General features: G+C 45.1%; 8 protein-coding genes. 2 read left to right on the forward strand and 6 right to left on the reverse strand.

Annotation, left to right across the window (positions count from 1 at the left end):
- Positions 1 to 85: 85 nt before the first annotated feature.
- Positions 86 to 12697 (forward strand): VCBS domain-containing protein, encoded by a 12612-nt coding sequence (locus tag L3V35_RS02015; protein WP_237298210.1) that lies wholly within the window; start codon positions 86 to 88, stop codon positions 12695 to 12697.
- Between the two features lie 228 nt (positions 12698 to 12925).
- Here the strand turns inward: L3V35_RS02015 and L3V35_RS02020 are convergent, their stop codons facing one another.
- The 6 genes from L3V35_RS02020 to L3V35_RS02045 form a co-directional block, all read right to left on the reverse strand.
- Complete coding sequence (locus L3V35_RS02020) at positions 12926 to 14239, reverse strand: HlyD family type I secretion periplasmic adaptor subunit (protein WP_048614198.1); 1314 nt, start codon at positions 14237 to 14239, stop codon at positions 12926 to 12928.
- Positions 14232 to 16484, reverse strand: coding sequence for an ABC transporter transmembrane domain-containing protein (locus L3V35_RS02025; RefSeq protein ID WP_237298211.1), 2253 nt, complete (start codon positions 16482 to 16484; stop codon positions 14232 to 14234). Before L3V35_RS02025 ends, L3V35_RS02020 begins: the two co-directional genes overlap by 8 nt.
- Complete coding sequence (locus L3V35_RS02030) at positions 16481 to 18127, reverse strand: ABC transporter ATP-binding protein (protein ID WP_237298212.1); 1647 nt, start codon at positions 18125 to 18127, stop codon at positions 16481 to 16483. Before L3V35_RS02030 ends, L3V35_RS02025 begins: the two co-directional genes overlap by 4 nt.
- A 139-nt stretch (positions 18128 to 18266) precedes the next feature.
- Entirely contained in the window at positions 18267 to 18902 is a 636-nt protein-coding gene (locus L3V35_RS02035; RefSeq protein ID WP_237298213.1) for a CatB-related O-acetyltransferase, read from the reverse strand.
- A gap of 415 nt (positions 18903 to 19317) precedes the next feature.
- Positions 19318 to 20430, reverse strand: a complete 1113-nt coding sequence (locus L3V35_RS02040; protein ID WP_267136077.1) for an NADH:flavin oxidoreductase — start codon at positions 20428 to 20430, stop codon at positions 19318 to 19320.
- Positions 20431 to 20707: 277 nt separating this feature from the next.
- Positions 20708 to 21343 (reverse strand): SDR family oxidoreductase, encoded by a 636-nt coding sequence (locus tag L3V35_RS02045; RefSeq protein ID WP_237298214.1) that lies wholly within the window; start codon positions 21341 to 21343, stop codon positions 20708 to 20710.
- Positions 21344 to 21574: 231 nt separating this feature from the next.
- Between L3V35_RS02045 and L3V35_RS02050 the strand changes: the two genes are divergently transcribed.
- On the forward strand, positions 21575 to 23488 hold the full coding sequence (locus L3V35_RS02050) for a winged helix-turn-helix domain-containing protein (protein ID WP_237298215.1): 1914 nt from the start codon (positions 21575 to 21577) through the stop codon (positions 23486 to 23488).
- Positions 23489 to 23589 lie beyond the last annotated feature (101 nt).

The raw sequence follows: 23589 nt of genomic DNA on the forward strand, positions 1-23589 counted from the left end.
TTTAAAAATTATCCAATTAGCTAGCGAAACCTCTATCTATGTATTTTACTTAAAATAGTGCAACCACGATTCACGGATGATAAAAATGGCTAACAAAAAAAACGTCGAAACAGACAAGAAAAATACAGAAATCAAAAATAAAAAAAGTAACGAGCTAGAACAAAAGAAACCAACACAAAGAAAGAAGCGCAGACTGCATTCACATCTAAAAGTGAATATCCCACTTTTTCAGTCACTCATGATGATTTTGCCATCATTGGCTAAACACGCTGCTGCCGAAAGTATAGACAATTCCAGCGACGCTGCAGATCAAGTAACCGCAAATAACGTGACCGAAAAAGATGTCACCGATGACCATAGCAAGGCGGACTCATCTGCGGTTGCTAATCAAGAAGCTCAGACAAGTGACAGCGATGTAAACTCAACCTTAAGTGCAAGTCATGCCCCCCATGGTTCGAGCTCTCACTTGGTTCCTTCTCATCATTTGTCGACGCTTTCTCACCCGCAAGTCCATTACATTCCTTCGGTATCGATGCCGACTATCTCCTCAGGAAGTAACGGTCAGCCGACTCATTCGAATGCGCCTACGACGCCCGCTTTACCCGTCACCTTCATGCCAGAAGTCATAAAAGGTACGTACGGAGAGCTTCATGTTGATGCAAATGGTCAATACACATTCATATTGAATACAAATTCTCCTCAATACATCCTGTTAAATCAGCACCAACCAGGTACTGACCATTTTGCGTTACATCTATCTAATGGCTCGAGCATCATTGTTCAGATACCAGTAACAGGTAAGCAAGACACGCCAAGTATTTCTGGAGACCTAACAGGTGTCGTAACAGAAGATCACAATATTGATTCACAAGGCTTGTTACATGCGAACGGCAAAATCGATGTCATAGACCCTGACCAAAATGAAAGTTCGGTTACGCCGGAAGTTATCTCAGGAAAATATGGTTCATTAACTATCGATGCTGATGGACACTGGCAGTATCAAGTTGACAACTCTCTTTCGAATGTTCAAGCGTTAACCACAGCCACTTCATTGCACGAAAGCTTCACTATTCACACCAAAGATGGCACGCCTCAAACAATCGATATGACAATTGGCGGCAACGACGACAACGCAGTTATCACAGGTGTAGATGCTGGCACGGTAACTGAAGATTTAACGACACAAGTTCAAGGGCAGCTTTCAGTAACGGACTCTGATCTTGGAGAAGACCACTTTCAAGCCTCACAAGTGACTAGTAATTTCGGTACGCTAAGCATCACCAAAGACGGTGCATGGACATACAATTTAGATAACAATAACCCGGTAGTTCAAGGGCTTGGCCAAGGTTCAACAGCGACGGATACCATCACGGTTCACTCTGCTGACGGTACAGCGCATCAAGTTACGGTTACGATAAATGGCACCAACGACAATGCGGTAATCACGAGTAGTACAGCAAATTCACCAAGTTCGTTTTTCGCTATCGGGAAAAGTAATGGCTCAAGCCAAGTTACTGAAGATAAAGACCTAACGGTTTCGGGCCAACTCAACATCACCGATATCGACTCAAAAGAGGCGCATTTTTCTAATTCCGACCTCAAGGGGACACTGGGTACTTTACACCTTAAAGACAATGGCGATTGGACCTACGATCTAGATAATAAAAATCCACAAGTTCAGGCTCTTGGTCAAGGCTCTACGACAACAGACATCATAACCATCCACTCCGCCGACGGCACTCCTCATCAAATTGCAATTACCGTTAACGGCACCAATGATAAAGCCGTGATAAGCGGAACCAGTGCCGGCGTGGTAACCGAAGAGTCCCAACTTCAGACCTCGGGCACACTTGCGGTAACGGATGTGGATACTGGCGAAGCGCATTTCTCTAATACCGATATCGTAGGCTCGTTTGGTACGCTTCATCTGACCGATACTGGTTCTTGGACGTACGATCTTGATAATACAAATCCTAACGTTCAAGCGTTGGGTAAAGGAGCAACCGCTACCGACACCATTACTATTCATTCTGCTGACGGTACACCAAATCAAGTTACGATTACGGTGAATGGCACCAATGACAAAGCCACTGTTAGCAGTGCGACCGTTGCCATCGATGAAACCGACAAAGCAGTAACGGCTTCAGGTACCCTTACCAGTACCGACGTGGATAACCCAGACAATACGTTCACGCCGGATTCTATTTCAGGCACCAACGGTAACATGACTATTGATGCCAATGGTCATTGGGTCTTCACCGCCAACAGCGCGTTTAATCAGTTGAATCTCGGAGATAAAGTCGAAGAAACCTTTACGGTGTCGTCTGTAGATGGCACACCGTCCACCATCAAGGTGACGATTAACGGCACTAACGACGTCGCAACTGTCAGCAGTGCGACCGTTGCCATCGATGAAATTGACAAAGCGGTAACGACATCAGGAACATTGACCAGTACCGACGTCGATAACCCAGATAATACATTTACGCCAGACTCCATTGTTGGATCTAACGGAGACCTAACTATTGATGCCAATGGTCATTGGACCTTCACTGCGAACAGTGCGTTTAATCAATTGAACGTCGGTGACAAAGTTGAAGAAACCTTCACTGTCTCGTCTATTGATGGCACACCGTCGACCATCAAAGTTACGATCAACGGAACCAATGACAAAGCCACGGTTAGCAGTGCGACCGTCGCCATCGATGAAACCGACAAAGCAGTGACAACATCAGGAACATTGACCAGTACCGATGTAGATAACCCAGACAATACGTTCACGCCAGATTCTATCATTGGCACGAACGGCAACCTAAACATCGACGCCCATGGTCAATGGACATTCACTGCCAACAGTGCGTTTAATCACTTGAATGTGGGTGACAAAGTCGAAGAAACCTTTACCGTAAATTCTGTTGATGGCACACCGTCCACCATCAAAGTGACGATTAATGGCACCAATGATAAAGCCACCGTCAGTACAGCAACAGTCAGTGTGGGAGAAACCGACAAAGCGGTAACTACTTCAGGAACATTGACTAGTACCGATGTTGATAATCCAGATAACACATTTACACCATACTCCATTGTTGGATCTAATGGTGATCTCACCATTGATGCCAATGGCCATTGGACATTCACCGCCAACAGTGCGTTTAATCAATTAAACGTCGGTGACAAAGTCGAAGAAACCTTTACGGTGTCGTCTATTGATGGCACACCGTCAACGATCAAAGTGACAATTAATGGCACCAATGATAAAGCGACGGTCAGTACCGCAACGGTAAGTGTGGATGAGACTGACAAAGCAGTAATCACCTCAGGTACCCTAACCAGTACCGATGTCGATAACCCCGATAATACGTTCACGCCGGATTCTATTTCAGGCACCAACGGTAACCTGACTATTGATGCCAATGGTCATTGGGTCTTCACCGCCAACAGCGCGTTTAATCAGTTGAATGTCGGCGATAAAGTCGAAGAAACCTTCACGGTAACTTCGGTTGATGGCACAACGTCGACCATCAAAGTTGCGATAAACGGAACCAATGACAAAGCCACTGTCAGCAGTGCGACCGTCGCCGTCGATGAGACTGACAGAGCGGTAACCACGTCAGGCACGCTAACCAGCACCGACGTCGATAACCCAGACAATACGTTTACACCCGACTCGATTACTGGATCTAACGGTAACCTGACTATTGACGCTAATGGTCATTGGACATTCACTGCCAACAGCGCGTTTAATCAATTGAACGTCGGCGATAAGGTCGAAGAGATCTTCACGGTGTCGTCCATCGATGGCACCCCTTCGACGATCAAGGTCACGATTAATGGCACTAACGATGCAGCGACAGTCAGTACCGCAACAGTCAGTGTGGATGAAACCGATACGGCTATCTCGACGTCAGGCACGTTAACCAGCACCGATGTCGACAACCCAGACAACACCTTTACGCCAGGTGCCATCACGGGTACCAATGGCAACTTAACCATTGATGCCAATGGCCATTGGACATTCACCGCTAACAGCGCATTTAATCAGTTGAACGTCGGTGACAAAGTTGAAGAAACCTTTACGGTGTCGTCTATTGATGGCACACCGTCAACGATCAAAGTCACGATCAATGGCACCAACGATAAAGCGACGGTCAGTACAGCAACGGTCAGTGTGGATGAAACGGACAGCGCTATAACAACTTCTGGAACCCTCACCAGCACCGACGTCGATAACCCAGATAATACGTTCACACCGGATTCCATTTCAGGCACTAACGGTAACCTAAACATTGATGCCACAGGCCACTGGGTATTCACTGCCAACAGCGCATTTAATCAATTGAACGTCGGCGATAAAGTCGAAGAAACCTTCACGGTGTCGTCTGTTGATGGCACAGCGTCCACCATCAAGGTGACGATTAACGGCACTAACGACGCCGCTACTGTCAGCAGTGCGGCCGTTGCCATCGATGAAACCGACAAAGCAGTAACGACATCAGGAACATTGACCAGTACTGACGTGGATAATCCAGATAATGCGTTCACACCGGATTCAATTATTGGTGCCAACGGCAACCTAAACATTGATTCTAATGGTCATTGGACGTTCACCGCCAACAGCGCGTTTAACCAATTGAATGTCGGCGATAAAGTCGACGAAACGTTCACCGTAAATTCTATCGATGGCACACCATCAACGATCAAAGTCACCATCAATGGTACCAACGATAAAGCGACTGTTAGCAGTGCAACAGTCGTAGTTGATGAAACCGACAAAGCGGTAACCACGTCAGGCACGCTAACCAGCACCGATATCGACAATCCAGATAACACATTCACACCGGATTCCATTTCAGGCACTAACGGTAACCTAAACATTGATGCTAATGGTCATTGGACGTTCACTGCCAACAGCGCATTTAATCAGTTAAATGTGGGCGATAAAGTCGAAGAAACCTTTACCGTAAATTCTGTTGATGGCACCCTCTCAACCATCAAAGTTACGATCAATGGCACCAATGATGCTGCCACGGTTAGCACTGCCACTGTTGCTGTGGATGAAACCGATACTGCGGTGACTACCTCAGGCACGCTAACCAGCACCGACGTCGACAACCCAGACAATACGTTCACACCGGATTCCATTTCAGGCACTAACGGTAACCTAAACATCGACACCCATGGTCAATGGACGTTCACTGCCAACAGCGCGTTTAATCAACTGAACGTCGGCGATAAGGTTGAAGAAACCTTTACTGTGTCGTCCGTTGATGGCACACCCTCGACCATAAAAGTCACGATAAATGGTACCAACGATAAACCAATTATTGCTGCGCAATCGCACTCGGTTACCGAAGATGGGCAATTACTCCAAGGTCAGATGGTCGGCACAGATATCGATAATGGTGCCCAGTTAACTTATTCAGTAGCAAATCCTGTAGATGGATTGACATTAAATAAAGACGGTAGCTACATCTTTGACCCTGCAAATAATACCTATCAACAGCTAGCCGACAAACAGACTCAAACGATCACAATCCCCGTTACCGTCACAGATGAGCACAACAGCAGCTCAACAGAAAACCTGACGATTATTATTACTGGTACTGGTGATTCCGCCATTATAGGAGGTGTGGATACGGGTTCTGTCATTGAAAAAACAGCGGGTGATAATATGTCACCCGATTTTGCTCATTCCGGAATGGCAACACTGGGAAACAGTGTTTTATCCGCCGATGGACAATTGACCATTGTTGACTCAGATAAAGGCGAACAAGGTTTTGCTTCCCACACCAATGCCTATAACTACCATGGTACTTATGGTGATTTAATTTTAAACCCTGATGGTAGTTGGCATTACGTTGCCGATGCAGGCAGTGTCAGTCATATTGGTGGGCGACCAACCACCAGAGGGACCGCCATCGACCAACTTGGTAAAGGTGATACGTTAACTGACACCATCACTGTCCATTCTATAGATGGCACTACGCACGATATTGTAATTACCATAAACGGTAGCAATGATCGCCCGTATTGTTCATCCGAAGTACAACTAAATTCAGGCAAAGAAGATGCAGTTCAAACCATAACAACCAGTGAACTGCTTTCGAATAGCGTAGATGTTGATGCAAACGATGCAGGTAAGCTGTCTGTCGCTAACCTTCATGCCGATCATGGTTCAATTCGGGATAATCACGACGGTACTTTCACCTTTACTCCCAACCATAATTACAACGGTAACATCCATTTTACCTATGATGTCGTCGATGCACATAGTGGCGCCACTCATACTGGTGCAAATACAACGATTACTGGTACTCCAGATCAAGCCGTTATTACTGAAGTGACAACAGGAAGCGTGACTGAAGATGGCACGCATGCTACTCACAATAACGGCATCACTACAGAGCTGGCATATGGGCAACTTCAAGTCATTGACCCCGACAGCGGTGAAAATAAATTCCAATACAGCCAGTTTGGTGAAACCTCTATTCACGATCCATTTGGTGGCATGTTGCGAATCGACAGCGCCGGAAATTGGGGTTATAGCGTTGACAACGCGGCTCTACAACACCTTGGTCAAGGACAGACTGAAACGGTGGTGTATCGTGTTCATAGTTATGATGGGACTGCTTACGATCTGCATATTGATGTAACAGGAACCAACGACGCTCCTACGGTGAATAAAGTTGTTCTCAGCAACGGCACAGAAGACACACATTACCAAATGCAAGCAAGTCAGTTTGGTTTCACCGATATAGACACCAAAGACACGTTGCACTCGATTTCGATTACAGACCTACCACCAGCGACACAAGGTAAGTTTGTTCTTGACGGGCATGACATCTCTTCAGGTCAGAGCATTGCCACCGCAGACATCAGTAAACTTCAATTCGTCCCCGCGCAAGATTTCAATGGTGATGTTCAATTTAAGTACACTGTCAATGATGGTCATGTAAACTCGCAGAAAGCGACGAATACCCTTCACATAGATGCCGTTAGCGACACCGCAAAAATTACAGGAACAGATACTGGTGATGTGCATGAAGGACACACTTTTACCGCGCCAGACGGCAGTATGTCGGGTTCTAGGGTGAACGATCGATCGCCCGATCATCAGCATCACAATACTGGCAAATTATGGAACGATCAGATCCATACCAAGGGCCACCTTAATATCCACGATGCCGATAGTGGCGAAGCGCACGCCCAAAATGGTGTTTACCACGGACATTATGGTCAGATCATATTGCAAGAAAACGGTGATTGGAACTATTACGCTTCAATTGGCCAAGATTCAACGGGTAGAGCAATAGATAAACTCGGTCAGGGGCAAAACCTAACCGATACAATCACAATCAAGTCAGCGGACGGTACAGCTCATAACATTGTTATCACTATTCATGGCAGTAATGACCGCCCGTATTGCTCATCAGAAGTGCAACTTAACGCGGGCACAGAAGATACCCGCCAGACCATTACCATCGCACAATTGCTGCAAAATACTGTCGACGTCGATAACAACGATGCTGGGCTACTTACTGTAGAAAATTTGCATGCTGATCATGGTTCAATTGCAATTAATTCAGATGGTAGCTTTTCATTTACACCAGAGAAAAATTACAACGGTAATGTCCACTTTTCATATGATGTTAGGGATGCACATGGTGGAGTGACCCATACAGGAGCAATCACCTCACTAGGCGCGATCAACGATAACCCTGATAATATTCCTGTTGTTGATTCTGTAACAGAAGACACAGATACGCACCATATTATAAATTTACTTGCAGGTGCCACTGATGTTGATGGTGATGCCTTATCTATTAGTCAGATACAGGCTTCATTTGAAGGCAGTACTGGCAAGTTACCTCAAGGTGTCACAGTAGCGAGCGATGGTCATTCGTTGATCATTGATAGCCATGCTCAAGTATTTCAGCACCTAAGAGTTGGTGAAAAATCAGATGTCGTTGTCCATTACATGATTGACGATAATCATGGAGGGCAAACACCTGCCATAGCAACTATTACTATTGTTGGTACAGATGATAAAGCAGGATTAACCTCAAACATCATTCAAATGAGTGAAACAGAAGCCGTTGATAGTGCGCAACATACCTATAAAGGTTCATTACAACTAGTCGATCCTGATACGGGAGATAATACACAATTTCTATTTGGCGGGCGATATATCGGCCAACATTACTCACCAGGTTCACTTAATATTTTTCCTGATGGTTCCTATCAATTCAGGCTCCAAGGAGCGCTTAACCGACACGCCAATGATGATATCCAAAGCTTACATGCCGGTGAGTCCACTGATTTTCCTTATGAGATAAAAACCAGTGACGGACAAACACTGACCATTATGGTCAGGGTAACCGGTGAAGATAGTAACGCACAAATCCATGTTTCGATGCCAAATTCATTGCCTGCTAATCAATCTGTTACTGAAGAACATTTTGTTCCCGCGAGTACAACAAATCTCTATGCTGGCGGGCGTTTGCATGTGGTTGACCCTGACCATGATCAATCTTATCTGCAAGCTGAAACAATCAATACCGCACATCATGGCCAGTTCAAGATCAGCGCTGATGGAGGATGGAACTACACCATTGATAACTCCATCGATGAAGTACAAAAACTCGGCGCTGGTGAATCATTTACCGAGACCCACACAGTCCATTCCCTAGATGGCACCGCCAGTCAATTACTTACAGTGACAGTTCAGGGAACCAACGATGCACCCCTAGTTTCAGCGCAAGTTAAATTAGCACCAGGAATAGAAGATACCGATATTCAGCTAAACAAGTCTGATCTTCTTTCAAATGCTACAGACATCGATCACAACGACATAGGGCACTTAAACATAACCAACTTAGTCGCTGATCACGGCGTCATTGTTGATAACAAAGATGGGACATTTAACTTCCATCCCGAACCCAACTATAACGGACAAGTCCATTTCTCTTACGATGTCATCGATGGGCATGGTGGAGTGACACACACGGGTGCAAGTACCACACTAGCCGCCGTCAATGATGCCGCTGTATTTTCAGTAGACGATACCGGATCGGTAAAAGAAGATGTCCACGTTCAAGGAGACTCACAACATACTGTAGCAGTATCGGGAGTACTAATTGTTTCCGACCCTGACGCAGGAGAAAGTGAGTTCGTCGCCAACCGAAATGTACATGCTGTGAGTGACCAATTTGGCGGTGATTTAAGTATTGGCCGAGCCGGCGACTGGACTTACTCGGTTCCGAACAACAATTTAAATAGGCTTGCTGAAGGCGAAAAACATCAAGTTACATATGAAGTGGTTTCTCGCGGAGGAGATAAACACCAAATAGTCATCACCGTCGTTGGTACCAATGATGAGCCTATACTATCCGTTACCCAAACCACCCCAACAACGGGAACCCTCACTGAAACCGATGTTGACGTTAAAGATATGCATACTTTCTCTGTCGTCAGTTCAACAGGCCAATTTGGTTCGCTCTCCGTCGATCCGGATACCGGTGCCTATGTGTACACGGCAAACTCTTCGGTTGCAGGGATGACTTATAACTCAGCTACACACACGTATCACGGAACCGATGTGTTTGAAGTGAAAGTGGCTGACAATCATGGTGGTGAATCATCGAAGTTCATTACTTTTGATACCAATGGTCATGTTTCCGTTGTCCCCGGACAACAACCAACGATTTCAACAACGGTGCCTGTTAATCCGCTGATTACTACAACTCAACCGAGCTTACCTACTGGAACAAACACACCACCAAGTAATGCAGTAACCCTAGATCTAGCCGCATCTAGTGATACTGGTATATCAGATACCGATAACGTCACCAAAGAAACCACACCAACCATCACGGGACATACGGATATCCCTTATTCACAAGTCACGGTCTATGATGGTTCAACACTCGTTGGACACGCGGTGTCTGATGCATCTGGACAATATAGTGTTGCGGTAAGCAGCTTATCGGACGGCGATCATAATCTATCCGCCAAAGCATTGGCTCCTTCATCAGTGCAACCTGCAACATCGTCACTACTTTCTGTACATGTTGATACTGTGGTTGCGCCACTTACCATTGGATTAACTCATGATACGGGAAGTAATAACTCCGATTTAATCACCAGTGATGGTGCACTAACTATTGGCGGACAAGAAGCAGGCTCAACTGTTGAGTATTCCATTGACAACGGGCATACATGGACATCGAGCTTTACGCCACAACAAGGTTCAAATACCGTTAGTATGAGACAAACTGACACCGCAGGAAATGTGTCGACCAATACTTCACTGACTTTCACCCTCGACAATACAATTACCGCACCGACTGTCTCATTGCGCAACGATACTGGGCCACACTCCGTCAACACCCCAGACTTAATCACTAAAGACTCTCAGCTTTCAATTCAAACGGAAGCGGGCGCAAAAGTAGAATATTCAAATGATGGCGGACACACTTGGACTGCTGTATTTAACCCAGTAGAAGGTGTAAACAACCTGCAGGTAAGACAAACTGATATCGCAGGCAACTTATCTCCAGTGACTAACTTTAGCTTCACCTTAGATACAACCCCCGGCACGGTGACTGTGAATCCGATATCGCAAGATAATGCACTAAATGCTGCTGAGAATAATCAGCCGTTGGTAATAACAGGAACCACCTCTAATATCGACCCTGGTGATGTCGTGTATGTTGTCGTTGGTAATAATCATTTTTATGACGCGACCGTAAAATCGGATGGTTCATGGTCATTGACCCTTAGTGCATCTGTTCACCAAAACATTCTGGCGTCCGATCACGACTACCCAATACAAGTGGGTACCGTAGATACTGCTGGAAATTCAACGCCTCGTATTTCAACTCATTTATTAGTCGATACACAGAACCCTATTCCACATATAACCGTCGATTCAGTTACACAAGATAACGTGCTTAATGCCCTTGAATCGGGTCAAAGCATTCCGATAACAGGTACGGTTACTGGCGATTATCACGCAGGTGACACGGTAAGCTTAAAAATAAACGGGACGCATATTCTGTCTCTCACGGGCACTATTAACGCTAGCGGACACTTCTCAATTCCAGTTGATGGCAGAGTGTTGGAGCATGCTAACATTCACACTAGCTATGCAAGTGGCCAGGCAGCACCGATACACTCTATTGAAGCAACAATACAAACAACAGATGTTGTCGGAAATGTGGGCAGTGCAACCACAGGATCGCAAGTATTCACCGTTGATACACAAATACACATCGGTATTCAGACCGATCCTATAACCGCTGATAATGTGATTAACTCTCAAGAATCCAATTCATCCGTTGATGTCACTGGATCCGTTTCTGGTGATTTCAATGTCGGCGACATTGTTACTTTGAACGTCAATGGGGCACAACATACTGGCGCTGTAGACTCACAAGGACACTATTCCATTGCCGTTCCTGGTAGCGAGTTAACTGCAGATGCTGACCAAAAAATTGAAGCGTCAATCGCGGTAACAGATAGCGCAGGTAACAGCGCTCACACCACCACTGATGTTGTTTATCAAGTCGACACTCAGGTTAGCGTTCCTACTATCACTTTTGAAAACACAGGGGCAGACAACTTGTACAGCAAAGCTGAAATCGCCCGAGGCCATGCAAATACGATTACAGCAACCGTTACGCCTCCTGGTGATGCTAAAATCGGTGAGCATCTTGTTGTTAACGGTCAGGATCATGTATTAGATGCTCACACTCTTCAACATGGAATACAAATTGAAGTTCATCCAGGTTCTAATGTGCAAGCAACAATGACTGACGAACACGGTAATACCGCAGGTAGCCAAGGTTTTGCTGCAAGTGCTATACCTGAACCGATCGTTGTCAGACCACCATCGGGAAGCCATCAAGTGTCTGGCACGCTTGGCATACCACCACAATTGCCATCTTTAACACCAGTACCCACCACACAACACGGTTGGAGAATCCATCTACCAAATGGACAATATGTGACCAGTCATCATGGGCAATATGGAACACTAACCATTGATCCTCAAACCGGTGATTTACATTATCAAGAACAAGCAAATGTTCACACAGGGCCACATGGTAGTGCTTCTGGCATCGGTCAACATGAAGACAAGTTCGAAGTTGCCTTACAAGGTACGAATCAAGATGAAGTGGTCGCACATGTCAACATTCAAATACTAAGCCATGGGCCAGGGAATAGTGGCAAACTAAATATTGGTACCGAAGTGGTTGATATGACAATCACTCCTATCGCACATGCTTCACACCCTGCTCCACCACCTCCACCTCCGGTACTACATGATGAGCCAGACATGGCTTCACAAGCGGACTTTACCGTTACGCAAAGCGATGACAGTTATCTAGATTTGACTCAGCACACTCACCAAGAACCCGATCAGAAAACCAGCCACCACGGTGCAGCTGCTTATCTGGATGCATTGGGGATTAAACCCGATGCGACATCAACAACTGTCCACGATCAACCTGCGGACATGGACATCGTACTAGCGCAAGTTGACCATCAAGATGCAACGACACATGACCAAGCGCACTTGGATATGTCAGACGCGCTGGAACACCATGATGCAAACATCAACCATAACCAGGATGATGAGCATCACCACCACGATATCGATGGATTACCGGACATAGATCCTAACTCATAACTCCACATATCAAGTGCTTATTGCCTAACGCTTAGTGCTTAGTGCTTGCAACTTACCGCTTAAACTCAAAGCCAACACAACAGGGAGCATTACTTGCTCCCCGTTGTTTCTCTCTAAACAACATACAAAACAGAGAATATGAAAACCAAAAAGGGAGCACATGATGTGCTCCCTTTTATACTTTTCTACTTTCTTATTCGTTGACTATCCAGCTACTCTTTATAACGATTACCTTTCACCAAATGCGACACTCACATTGGTGTAGATCGGTTTCCATAAATACTGGAATACTGATTTCTCACCAGTGGTAATATCTACCTCGCCCGTCATACCTGGCAAGATAGAAAAGCTCTCAGGATTATCACGGAAATAAGGAACATCCACCGAGACGACTACTTCATAATAGATCTCGCCACGTTCGCTTTGACTTGTGGTCGGTGAAATACTCTCAACCGCCCCTTTTAGCGCCCCAAAGCGGCTGTAATCAAACGCATCAATCTTGATACGAGTCGGCTGCCCTACACTCACAAAACCAATATCTCTTGGCGACAAACGGGCTTTAAAATCGGCTTTCCCACCAACAGGAACAATTTCAACCACAGTGCCACCCGGCTGAATAACACCTCCGTTCTGTGTACTTGGCAGGCTTTGCACCAAACCTTGTAGCGGCGACACTAACATGGTGTTCGTCAATTTCGCTTGGCTTGAACGTACTCTGGCGTTCAGGGCTGACAAGTCAGAGACAGCTTTAGAACGATCATCGCTCACTTTAGCTTTCGCCTCCGCCAGAAGCTGTATGATTTTTTGATCATTACTGTCAGCTTGTCTAATCAATACAGACTTCTTGCCACGAGCTTCTTCAATTTTCTGCTCAATGCTGGCCAGTTTTTGACGCATTTCAAGCACACGTAAGCGTGAAATGTTGCCCGATTTATAACCCTTTTCTAGTATGTTCAACTCTTGCTTGGTCGCATTCAACTCTTTCTCATAACTCGGCAAGGCCTTTTCTACACTACGAAGCTGCTCTGCAATTTGCTCACTCTCTTTCTCAAGCACCACTCGCTTTTGGAAGTACAGGGCTTTTTGCGCGTTCAGCTGCGCTTTTTGTTGGCTGACGATCTCTGGGTAATCGACCTCGAACTCAGCAAGGTTAGGCTCGCGTTGTTCAAGCAGCGCATTCATACGCTCCACACTGGCTAGAAGCGTCACTTGTTGAGACTTTAGTTCCTCGAGGGCGGTACGCTGGAAAGTGGCATCAAACTCAACAAGCGGCTGGCCTTTCTCAACCAACTGGCCTTCTTTTACGAGAATTTGCTTTAACTTACCGCCAATCGCACTTTGTAATACTTGCTTCTCGCCTTCCGGAATCACAGCGCCTTTGGCTTTGGCAATTTCATCAACTTGAGTGACGACAGACCAAGTGGCAAAAGCAATAACACATAAGGCAACCGACCATGTGGCCAGCGCTAATGTACGAGCCGTATTTTGTGATTCTACAAGTTCACCGTAGCGCTTGCCCTTCTCGATAGATTGTTTAGTCATTAGCGACTCCTTGCTTAGACTCTGATTGTTCTTGTTGGGCTGCATTTTGTTGAGCAGACGAATCTTGAGTTGACGGCTGTAGCTCTTGAGATAACGGTTGCTCAGATAACTGCGGTTCTTGAGAAGCTTGAAGTTCTGAAGGCTGTTCCTGATTCGAAGACTGCTCCGGCTCTAATGGACCGGCATAAACCACTGCACCTTCATTTAATACCACAACTTTATCGGCAAGCTTGATTAAATCCGGATCGTGGGACGTGTAGATCACGGTTGCTTTTCCTTTTTTAGACTGCACAAACTCACCAAATATACGTTTAGCATTTGGGTGAGCATCCGGCACAGGATTATCCATTAAGAACATAGGGTAGTCATAAACCAGCGCTTTCGCGTCAATGAGGATCTGCGCGACGCTGCCAGACAACATGTCAAAAAGGCTGTCCGGCTGAATACTGCTGATGGAAGTATCGAGCCCACCTGATAATGTCTCGAACCAACGCTTTCCGCCCACCATTTCAATTGCAGAGATCATTTTCTGATCTTCGACTTTATGGCCGTCGTTTAGCCACTCTCGAATACTCAGCGTAAGCAAATCAGGATAAGCGGCTCGAATGAAACACCAGTGACGATAGAGCTGCGGGTCGTATTGGACGAGGTTAACGCCTTCAAGCTCGACCATGCCGTTTTGGATAGGCTGCAAGCCAGACAGCACTTCAATTAATGTTGATTTACCGCTCCCAGAAGGGCCGGTAATCGCGACAATTTCACCGGCTTCAATATCAAAGCTGACACCATTCAAGGCAGGGCGACTCTGTTTGGGATAGCGCAGTGTCACTTGGTCTAATTTCAAATTAGGCGCTACCACAGGTAACGGGTGATGCTGGTAACTGAATTCACGCTCAGACGGCTGAGACAAAATACGGTTCACTTGCAGCTTGGATTGATTAAAGCTATTAAAACGCATCGCACTGTTTGCCAACACCTGAGCAGGACCCGTCACTTTAGATATCAACATCATTGAAGCAATCAAACCACCAGGGGTCATCACTTGTTCAAAAATAAGTCCTATACCTAACCCCATCACGGCTAATGTCGAACCAACCCCAATGAAATAGTAAATCGAGGTGTACCGGCTCTGGAGAACCGATTGATTAAAGGTCACTGTTGAAGCAAGAAGATTGGCCTTTTTGAAGCGTTGAATCCAGTGCTCTGAGAATCCGGCACTGCGAATAAAGGCAAGCTTGGATGACAATTCATTGGTCATATTTTGACGATTTGTACCTGCTACCGTCGATTGCATTGAGCGCTTGCTACTTGAGCGTATCGAACGCTTAGCTAATAGGTAATAAAGAACCAAAGAAACGATAGGAACCAGTACTAACCACCCACCTAACACACCTATCGCAAGGACAAAAATTAGAATGAATGGCAGATCAAACAGCGCATTTCCTAATGGCCCTGAAAGCACACCTGAAATACGCTCCGACAACATCACTTGGTTTTGTTGACTAGAAGAAGCTGTTTGCTGATTTTGCGCATAGCTATTTCGAAGCAGACGCTGCACGAGGGATTGAGAGATCTCACGACTTACTCGGTTGGAAACTGAAGCAAACACTCGGCTACGCAATGTTCTCAACCAACCCATCATCATAAACAACAACGCCGCGCCAATGGCGATACCTTGCAGCTCATGCCCTGCATCACCGCCAATCACATGGTCATAAATTGACATCGTGATGAAAGGAACGGCAAGCGCAAATAAGTTAGTGATAAAACTGACTAGCAGCAATTTAGGAATAATGGGGCGAAACGCATGTAGCCGTTCGCCAACCCAATCAGGAGAAGCCTTCTCTAGTGGTGGACCTTCGATAACAATACAAAACTGTGGGATCTGGGTAATGTCTTCATTGGTATCAAAAGCAATAAACTGTTTCGATTCTATATGACCACAGACCAACTCATGTTCACCAAGCACCAGTAATACTAATTTGTGTTCGCCAACTTCATCTAGGTTGGCAACCAAGCGATAAGGCAATGCAAGCCTGTCGAACAGGGCAAACATATCATCTATTGATTCAATCCCATTTTCATCGACCCATTGATGGGCGAACAACTGGATATTCGCATTCACTTCCAACTGCTTAAGAACGGAAAGGCTCTCGGTTTCTAAATGATTCATCACCTCTTGTCGACCGTTGGTATCTGCACGGTTGTTCGTACCTGAAGGGTTACCAATATCTAAACGATTCATACGATAGCCTCCTGATTGCTCTCGCTGTCGACCGTAAGAGCTCGACTTTCCACTGTAATGATTCGATTAGCCAATTCGCGAAGCTTCGAATGGTAGCTGACCATCAGTATCGTGCGTCCTGCCGTCACTTCTTCTTCCAACACCTTAGCTAGGTTTCCAAGGGCATCTAAATCAAGTGAAGAATCCGGCCTTTCCAACATGATTATGGGTTTATCGCTTGCCAATTGAGCCGCGATATTGAGCATTTTCACGTTACCCATACTCAACAAAGAAGCACTCGTGTGGCCGATTTGTGTCTCTAGTCCATCAGGTAATCGAGTAATTTCCTTGGTTAAACCCAAACGCTTTGCATAGTCACTGGCGCTTTGCGTTTTCTCAGGGTCAAAGCCACACAAGTTATCAAGAATGGTCCCCGACACCAACTGCCCTTTAACGCCACAGTAGGCAGCAATATTGGTTACGGATGCGATTGAAACGGCAGATCCGTTAATGAAGCACTCACCCGCTTTCAGATCATCAATACCTGCAATCGACGACAATAAATGACTGTTGGTGTGGCGATCCTCACTCTCTAACAATACCAACTCACCTTTATTCAGGGTGACATCTGCATGAGAGAATTCACCGTATCTTTCAACGGTCGCTTGCTTAATTTCCAACGTCTCAAAGTCAGATAAGTGGTTCTCAGCTTGCTCAGAATCTGAAGATTCCGATAATGATAAGTCACTCAATTTTTCTATTGCCTGATTGGCACTGTGTATTGAATTAAGCTTGATTCTAACCCCAACCAGAGCACTCAAAGGCGCAACCGCTCTGCCAGATAAGATAGAACATGCCGCTAATCCACCAGTAGTTAACTGCCCATCCAACACCCACAAGCTCCCCGTAATCACCAGTAAAACTGACGTCGCTAATGCGGCAAGTTGAATACACTCTTGGGCGAAGGCGTTCTGTTCTTCTTCTCTCGCTTTAGACTGAGAGCGAACATTATTGAGGGATTTAAACTGATTGAAGATTCGAGACTCAACGGCCTGACGTTTGATTCCCTGAATGGTTTGGCTCAGCAAAATCAAGAACGCTTTTCGCTCCTGCTCATCTTGAGAGGCTTCTTCACTTAAGCTTTTAACGCGAATAGAAGATAACCAAACGATTCCGAGCGTAATAAGCCAAACTGCCAAAGGTATCGCCACCAGCTCACCGCCGATGTAAGCCACTAAGCCCAAGAAGATCAATGCAAAAGGTAAATCAATAAAGCCTGCAATCACACCACCGGAATACCAATCTTTGACTTTTGATACTGAGCCCAGCCCCTCTTCCACACCGCCAACACCAATGTGGCGAAGATGGCCTGATGAAGCCGTTGTTACTCTTTCAACCAAGGTTTGATAGGTCGCTTTCTCGGTATTGCTGGCCGCGGCTGACAAAAGCCAAGTACGCACAAACCTGATCAATGCTTCCATGGCAACAGCCAACGCTGCACCCGCCAACAACAAAGTGGCAGTACCGTAACTTTGGTTAGGTAAAATACGATCATAAATTTGTAAAACCGTTAACGGAACGGCGAGAGAGAGAAGATTTATGAGTAAAGAAGGCAGTAGGACTTTTCCTACCACCCCTTTGTTTTTCATTGAACTTGCGGGCATACACAATCCTTATCCATGCTTATGAAATAAGATTGGTACACCATGTTGAGTATTGCAAGGTAACGGACTGATTTAACGTGTTTTTCAATATAACTATGACGCAGATCTTCCTACACAAATCTTCCGTTCTATTCGTGCTCTACAATCTGTTGTCATAATCCTCAATCGCCTGCTTTAACTTTGTAAAATCCGAATCACACAAGTGCTTTCTTAATGACTCAAACTTCTCTTCAGGCCAGTCGTATATTTTCATCGAAATCAGTTCTTCGATAACGGACTTGTCAAAACGGTACTTAACGACTTTCGCAGGAGAACCACCAACAATACTGTAGGGTGCGACGTCTTTTGTCACAACGCTATTCGCTGCAACTACAGCGCCTTCGCCAATCGTAACTCCGGGCATCACCATCGCTCGCATGCCTAACCACACCCCATCTTCAATATGGGTATCGCCTTTGCCGATATAGGCGTCTTCAATCACATCCATAAATGGATACAGTGAAAACCAGTCGACTCTGTGGGTATGGTTACCGCCCATGAGAATGACCACTTCTGCCCCGATACAAACATAGTCACCAATATAGAGTTCGTCGATGTCCCAACGAGGCTCCCACTGACGACTGACTTCGTCACCATGAAGATAACGGACAACTGAACCTTCAAACCCATTGTCCCAGCAATCGCTGTAGTAACTGTGTTGACCTTTGATGTGAATGTTGGGGTTGCTGACTACTTCATGCAGCAATTCGAATTTAGACCAATGCTTGTTTTGCATTTTTACCTCTGATTAATCTTTATTAGTTAAATATCAATATATTCGACAATACAGATTCAACGTGCACAGTTTCGCTGACGTAGTAGCAATGGGTGCCCTGATACATCAATAGTGTAGTCACAGTTGAAATGATCGTAATGCCGCTGAAACTAAAAAGGCGTCAGTGGATTCGAGGTTGCTTTAAGAGAGGAAGTAATTTCAAAGTTTGCTCAGTTTGTTATCGATAACTTGGTTAGATAATTTACAGGTATATTGTATCCGTTAATGCACACTCATTTGACAGAAGAATGTGATTAATAAGGTTACAAATATCGTTTCGTAGAATACTGAATGAACAAGAGCCTGCGCGATTACACAGGCTCAAACTTAGACTCGCTTATAAATTTAGGCTTACGCTTGGGTCTAGGATCAGCGGTTACATGCGAGCAAGTTGTACTTTTCTGTCTTTGTTCACGACACAGAAGTTACCGCGCTTGGTACGACACTTAGAACATCGCTCACATTCAACAGGGCTTCGGTCACCCTCTTTCCAACGCTTAACTAAATGGGGTTCAGAAAGCAGCGGTCTTGAAAGCGCGAAGTATTCAATGCCAGTATTGTTTGCAATCGCTTCGATAGCATCAAAATCCGTTAGGCCACCAACCGTGATGACTGGGATATTAACGTCTTGGCTGATTGCGTGACCATACTCCTGGAAGTAGCCTTCTGCCTGAATGGTAAAACCATCGTGCAACTCGCCAATCATAGTGTCTGCTTTGCCATGAATATTGCCTGACACAACAATGCCATCCACACCAATTTCTTCAAGCTTCTTGCACACCAAGCGAGTTTCATCAAACGTCACTCCGCCCTCGAAAAACTCAGAAGCTGTAAGCTTAACTAAGATTGGGAAATCATCGCCAACTAGCTTACGAGTCTCGGTATAGATCTCTAACAAAAATCTCATGCGGTTCTCAAGGCTACCACCGTATTCATCTTCACGTTGGTTGTAATAAGGGCTTAGGAACTGGTTAATTAGGTAAGTGTGAGCGGCATGAATTTCAACGCCATCAAAACCTGACTTCTGTGCTCTTAATGACGCTTGAGCAAAGGCATCAACAATGTAGTCGATCTCATCTTTGGTCATCGCTTTGCCTAGTGTTTGAGTTCCTTTTTCTGGAACCTCACTTGGTGCGTAGATTACTCGCTCGCCAAGATCATGCGTGGTTTTGGTGCCACCATAAGCCAATTGCATCACGATTTTAGAGTCGTTGTCGTGCACCAGTTGAGTCAGCTTCTGATACTCTGAAATGAATGAGTCGTTATACATACCCATCATGCCCGCATTCGGCTTTTCTTCTTCAACGATGTTCGCGTAACCCGTCACGATCAGGCCGACTTCACCTTGAGCCAACTCTTCATAGATAGCGTACAGTTTATCTGTCATATGCCCATCTTCGGTGGCCATATTTTCCCACGTTGCACTTCTCATGAAGCGGTTCTTTAGTGTCATCTTGCCAATGTGGGTTTCTGTAAACAAAGTGCTCAAGTGTCTTCCTCTCAAAATCGTGTTACGCGAGTTACCCATCAAGCATGGGCACTGATTCAGGCGGATACTACAGAGAATAAACTAGGGAAAACTTAATCTAGATTAAGAGAGCGGCACTCTCATATGAGAAAAAGGCAGAAAGAGATCAGAAAGACAGGAATTAGAGAAGACAAAGGAAGCAAACAAAAGCCGCTTAGTTTAGCTAAACGACTTCAGGGATTTATAAGCTTATAGCTATATAGCTTGAAGGCTTTACTAAAATTCAGACTTAACAGTGTTACCCATATTTAACCGTAGGATCAACACACTGATAGATCTGCCCAATGCTCGCTTCATTGGTTAACAAGGCTTCAATAAGGCACGCCACTTCTTGTCTGTAAATCACACCATGAACTTCGACCTGCTGGGACAGCTCACCGTTGCCAGTCTCCTCGCCGTCTAACAAGCCACCCGGACGTAAGATTGTGTAATCCAAAGAGCTCGAGGCTAACCAAGCTTCAGCCAACGACTTTTCACGAACCGCCGCGCCAAACCCTTTTCTAGATCGCTCCGACAAATACTGCCAAGAGTCACCACAACCCAACGACGTTACTAGTACAAATCGAGCGATGCCATTGGCTTCAAGCGCGTCTGTTAGATGTCGGTGCCCAATGTAATCAACAGGAACATCCGCTCTGAAGCTGCCCATGCTAGAAACGAAAAGTGCCGATTTAGGTAACTGAGCAACCACAGATTCAACTTGTTCTTTATCGGTAGCATCACAGCGAAGTGTGGTGATACCAAGTTCAGCTAAACGCGTGTTCTTCTCTGGGCTTCTCGCAATCGCTATCACTTGATAATCTTGTTTGTGAAAATGCTCAACAATTGCAGCACCCAATCCACTTCCTGCTCCCCATACAACGACCGTACTCATAAAAAACCTCATAATATTCATGTTGCTCTTAATACTAACGACACAATCTAATCGGTTCTTACGTTCAGATCAACAAATGAGAATAAGTCTCAGTATTATTTTTATTTTTTGCTGGATCTTACTAATCCGCTCAAAAGCACGACCACTTATCATAATTAGACATTGGTTGATTGAATTGCCCAAACATGTCTACTAAAGTAATTTTAATACAATGACTTAGTCTCGGTGGTTATGAAAAAAGAACGCATTCAATACTCTTTCGACGTGTGGTTATTTATTCCTGATGAAGACAAACTCATCATGAATGATGAAGACGTGATCATCGACAATCGCTTGTCCAAGCTACTCAACTTTTTCTGCCAAAATCCTAAGATAGTATTCTCACGAGATGAGCTGATTAATGAAGTCTGGAATGGCTCAATCTTGACAGATCAGGTGATCACGCAAGCCATTTTTGAACTGCGCAAAATACTCAAAGCGGCTGAACGACATTCCATGGGACACATCATCACCGTGCCCAAACGCGGTTATAAACTCGATGTTGATGTACACAAAACCATCTTAGTACCTGCAAGTATCACCACAGATACCGTGTCAGTTGCAGACATGAATCATGCACCTAATGCTTTTGATTCCTTTCCTTCAACTCAATCAGACGCACCAGATACATCGCCAGTTTTGGATGAGGATAAAAAACAACAAGTCGAACCAAAAGCAGAATCGGTTACTGGTGAGAACCTAATAAGCGATCAAGGCTCAGAGGCCAAAACCGTACTCGAAGAACCTAAAGAGAGTTCAATCGATGCAACCTCAGAAAAACCTGCTTCACAAGAGCCTGTCCAGCCTGTTGATCCGCAACCTAGCGATTCGAGCTATGTCGATCCAAGCCATACCGATTCGAGTACAGCACAGTTCATTCAACAGTCACCTGTAAATAAAACAGCAAACGACAAACAAGCGCCTATAGCAGCCAATAAACCTCAGAAAAGAACTTCTCGTGCTGTGATGTTTGGGGGCGCTATAGTTATTGCGCTTGGACTTATTTGGTGGACGTTAAAACCGACCAGCCCTACATCGGACGCCTTCGATTTGAGCAGTTTAAATACCGCCGCTAATGAATCAAACCAACCACTCGCTGACTCAAATCAATCAACGGAACAAAATCGTCTTAATCAAACAGCAAACAGCCAAAATCTAGATGCCCACAAAGCACACGAATCTGTGCACTACTTGTCTTTAGAGCCTAGATACATCTACGTAAGTATCGATGACAACTTGAAGACGGATGCCTTTAAGCGTGGGATCATCCATAAATTAATGAGCTACTTGACCACCTATCGCGATTTTCGTGTCGTAATCGATGAAACCTTGGTGCCAAATTCAGCCAACGTGATCAGTTTCAAGAGTGAAATTGATGGTGATAGAGAATACCTTGATATCACCTACTTCAACCGAATTTCTAACTTCAGACACCTAGGTCGAGATTACCTGATTGACCCAGCTTCACTCCACACGACCATGCGTTCAATGCTCGATGACCTGTTGGATTCATTTAGTTTGGATATTCAAAAATCGATATTAAAGCAACAAATCTCTGAGTTACCCAAACAAGAAGAAGCCTTAAAGCTCACCCTTGAAGCGCTCGGACTCACCTTCATGACATTAGACAGAACCGACACATTGTCTAAGATCGCCCAAGCCAATGAGCTAGAACCCGACAACCACTTCGTTATGTCGAACCGTTACATGTATGAGCTTGCCGACATTTTTATAATGAGATCGAAGAATAAGAATAAGCAGGTTGAAGCGCTCAATAAGAAATTCAAAAAACAGTTACTAAATGCTCAGAACAATGCTAACTCTTATCGAGTCTATGACGCGTTAGCAGCCTACTTCCTCACTGAAGATAACCCTGACCAAGCCGAATACTATCTGAGCTTGATCCCGAGGAATGAATACAGTGTGATGTCTATGATTATCTTGGCAAAAATTGAAGAATCTCAAGGCAACCCTTCAATGGCGGAAGAGTATTACTATGAAGCGATATTAGAATCTGGCCACCCTGTAGTTTTGAAAGTAGCTCAAACACTGTTTTTCAAAAGTAACATCACCGAGATTGAATCCAAATTGGGTATCAAGCATTGATGAGTTTATAATTCTCGATCATTAAGAAGCACACAGCCCATACAGGCGATGTGCTTCTTGTGAGCTAAATACTAGTGAATAAAATAACAAACTGGATAACG

The organism is Vibrio sp. L5-1 (assembly GCF_021728315.1).
GTDB lineage: Bacteria > Pseudomonadota > Gammaproteobacteria > Enterobacterales > Vibrionaceae > Vibrio > Vibrio splendidus_K.

What these genes read in the sequence shown, in the direction of transcription:
- L3V35_RS02015 (WP_237298210.1), top strand. Translation starts at nt 86, where the DNA reads ATGGCTAACAAAAAAAACGTCGAAACAGACAAGAAAAATACAGAAATC.
- L3V35_RS02020 (WP_048614198.1), bottom strand. Translation starts at nt 14,239, where the DNA reads ATGACTAAACAATCTATCGAGAAGGGCAAGCGCTACGGTGAACTTGTA.
- L3V35_RS02025 (WP_237298211.1), bottom strand. Translation starts at nt 16,484, where the DNA reads ATGAATCGTTTAGATATTGGTAACCCTTCAGGTACGAACAACCGTGCA.
- L3V35_RS02030 (WP_237298212.1), bottom strand. Translation starts at nt 18,127, where the DNA reads ATGCCCGCAAGTTCAATGAAAAACAAAGGGGTGGTAGGAAAAGTCCTA.
- L3V35_RS02035 (WP_237298213.1), bottom strand. Translation starts at nt 18,902, where the DNA reads ATGCAAAACAAGCATTGGTCTAAATTCGAATTGCTGCATGAAGTAGTC.
- L3V35_RS02045 (WP_237298214.1), bottom strand. Translation starts at nt 21,343, where the DNA reads ATGAGTACGGTCGTTGTATGGGGAGCAGGAAGTGGATTGGGTGCTGCA.
- L3V35_RS02050 (WP_237298215.1), top strand. Translation starts at nt 21,575, where the DNA reads ATGAAAAAAGAACGCATTCAATACTCTTTCGACGTGTGGTTATTTATT.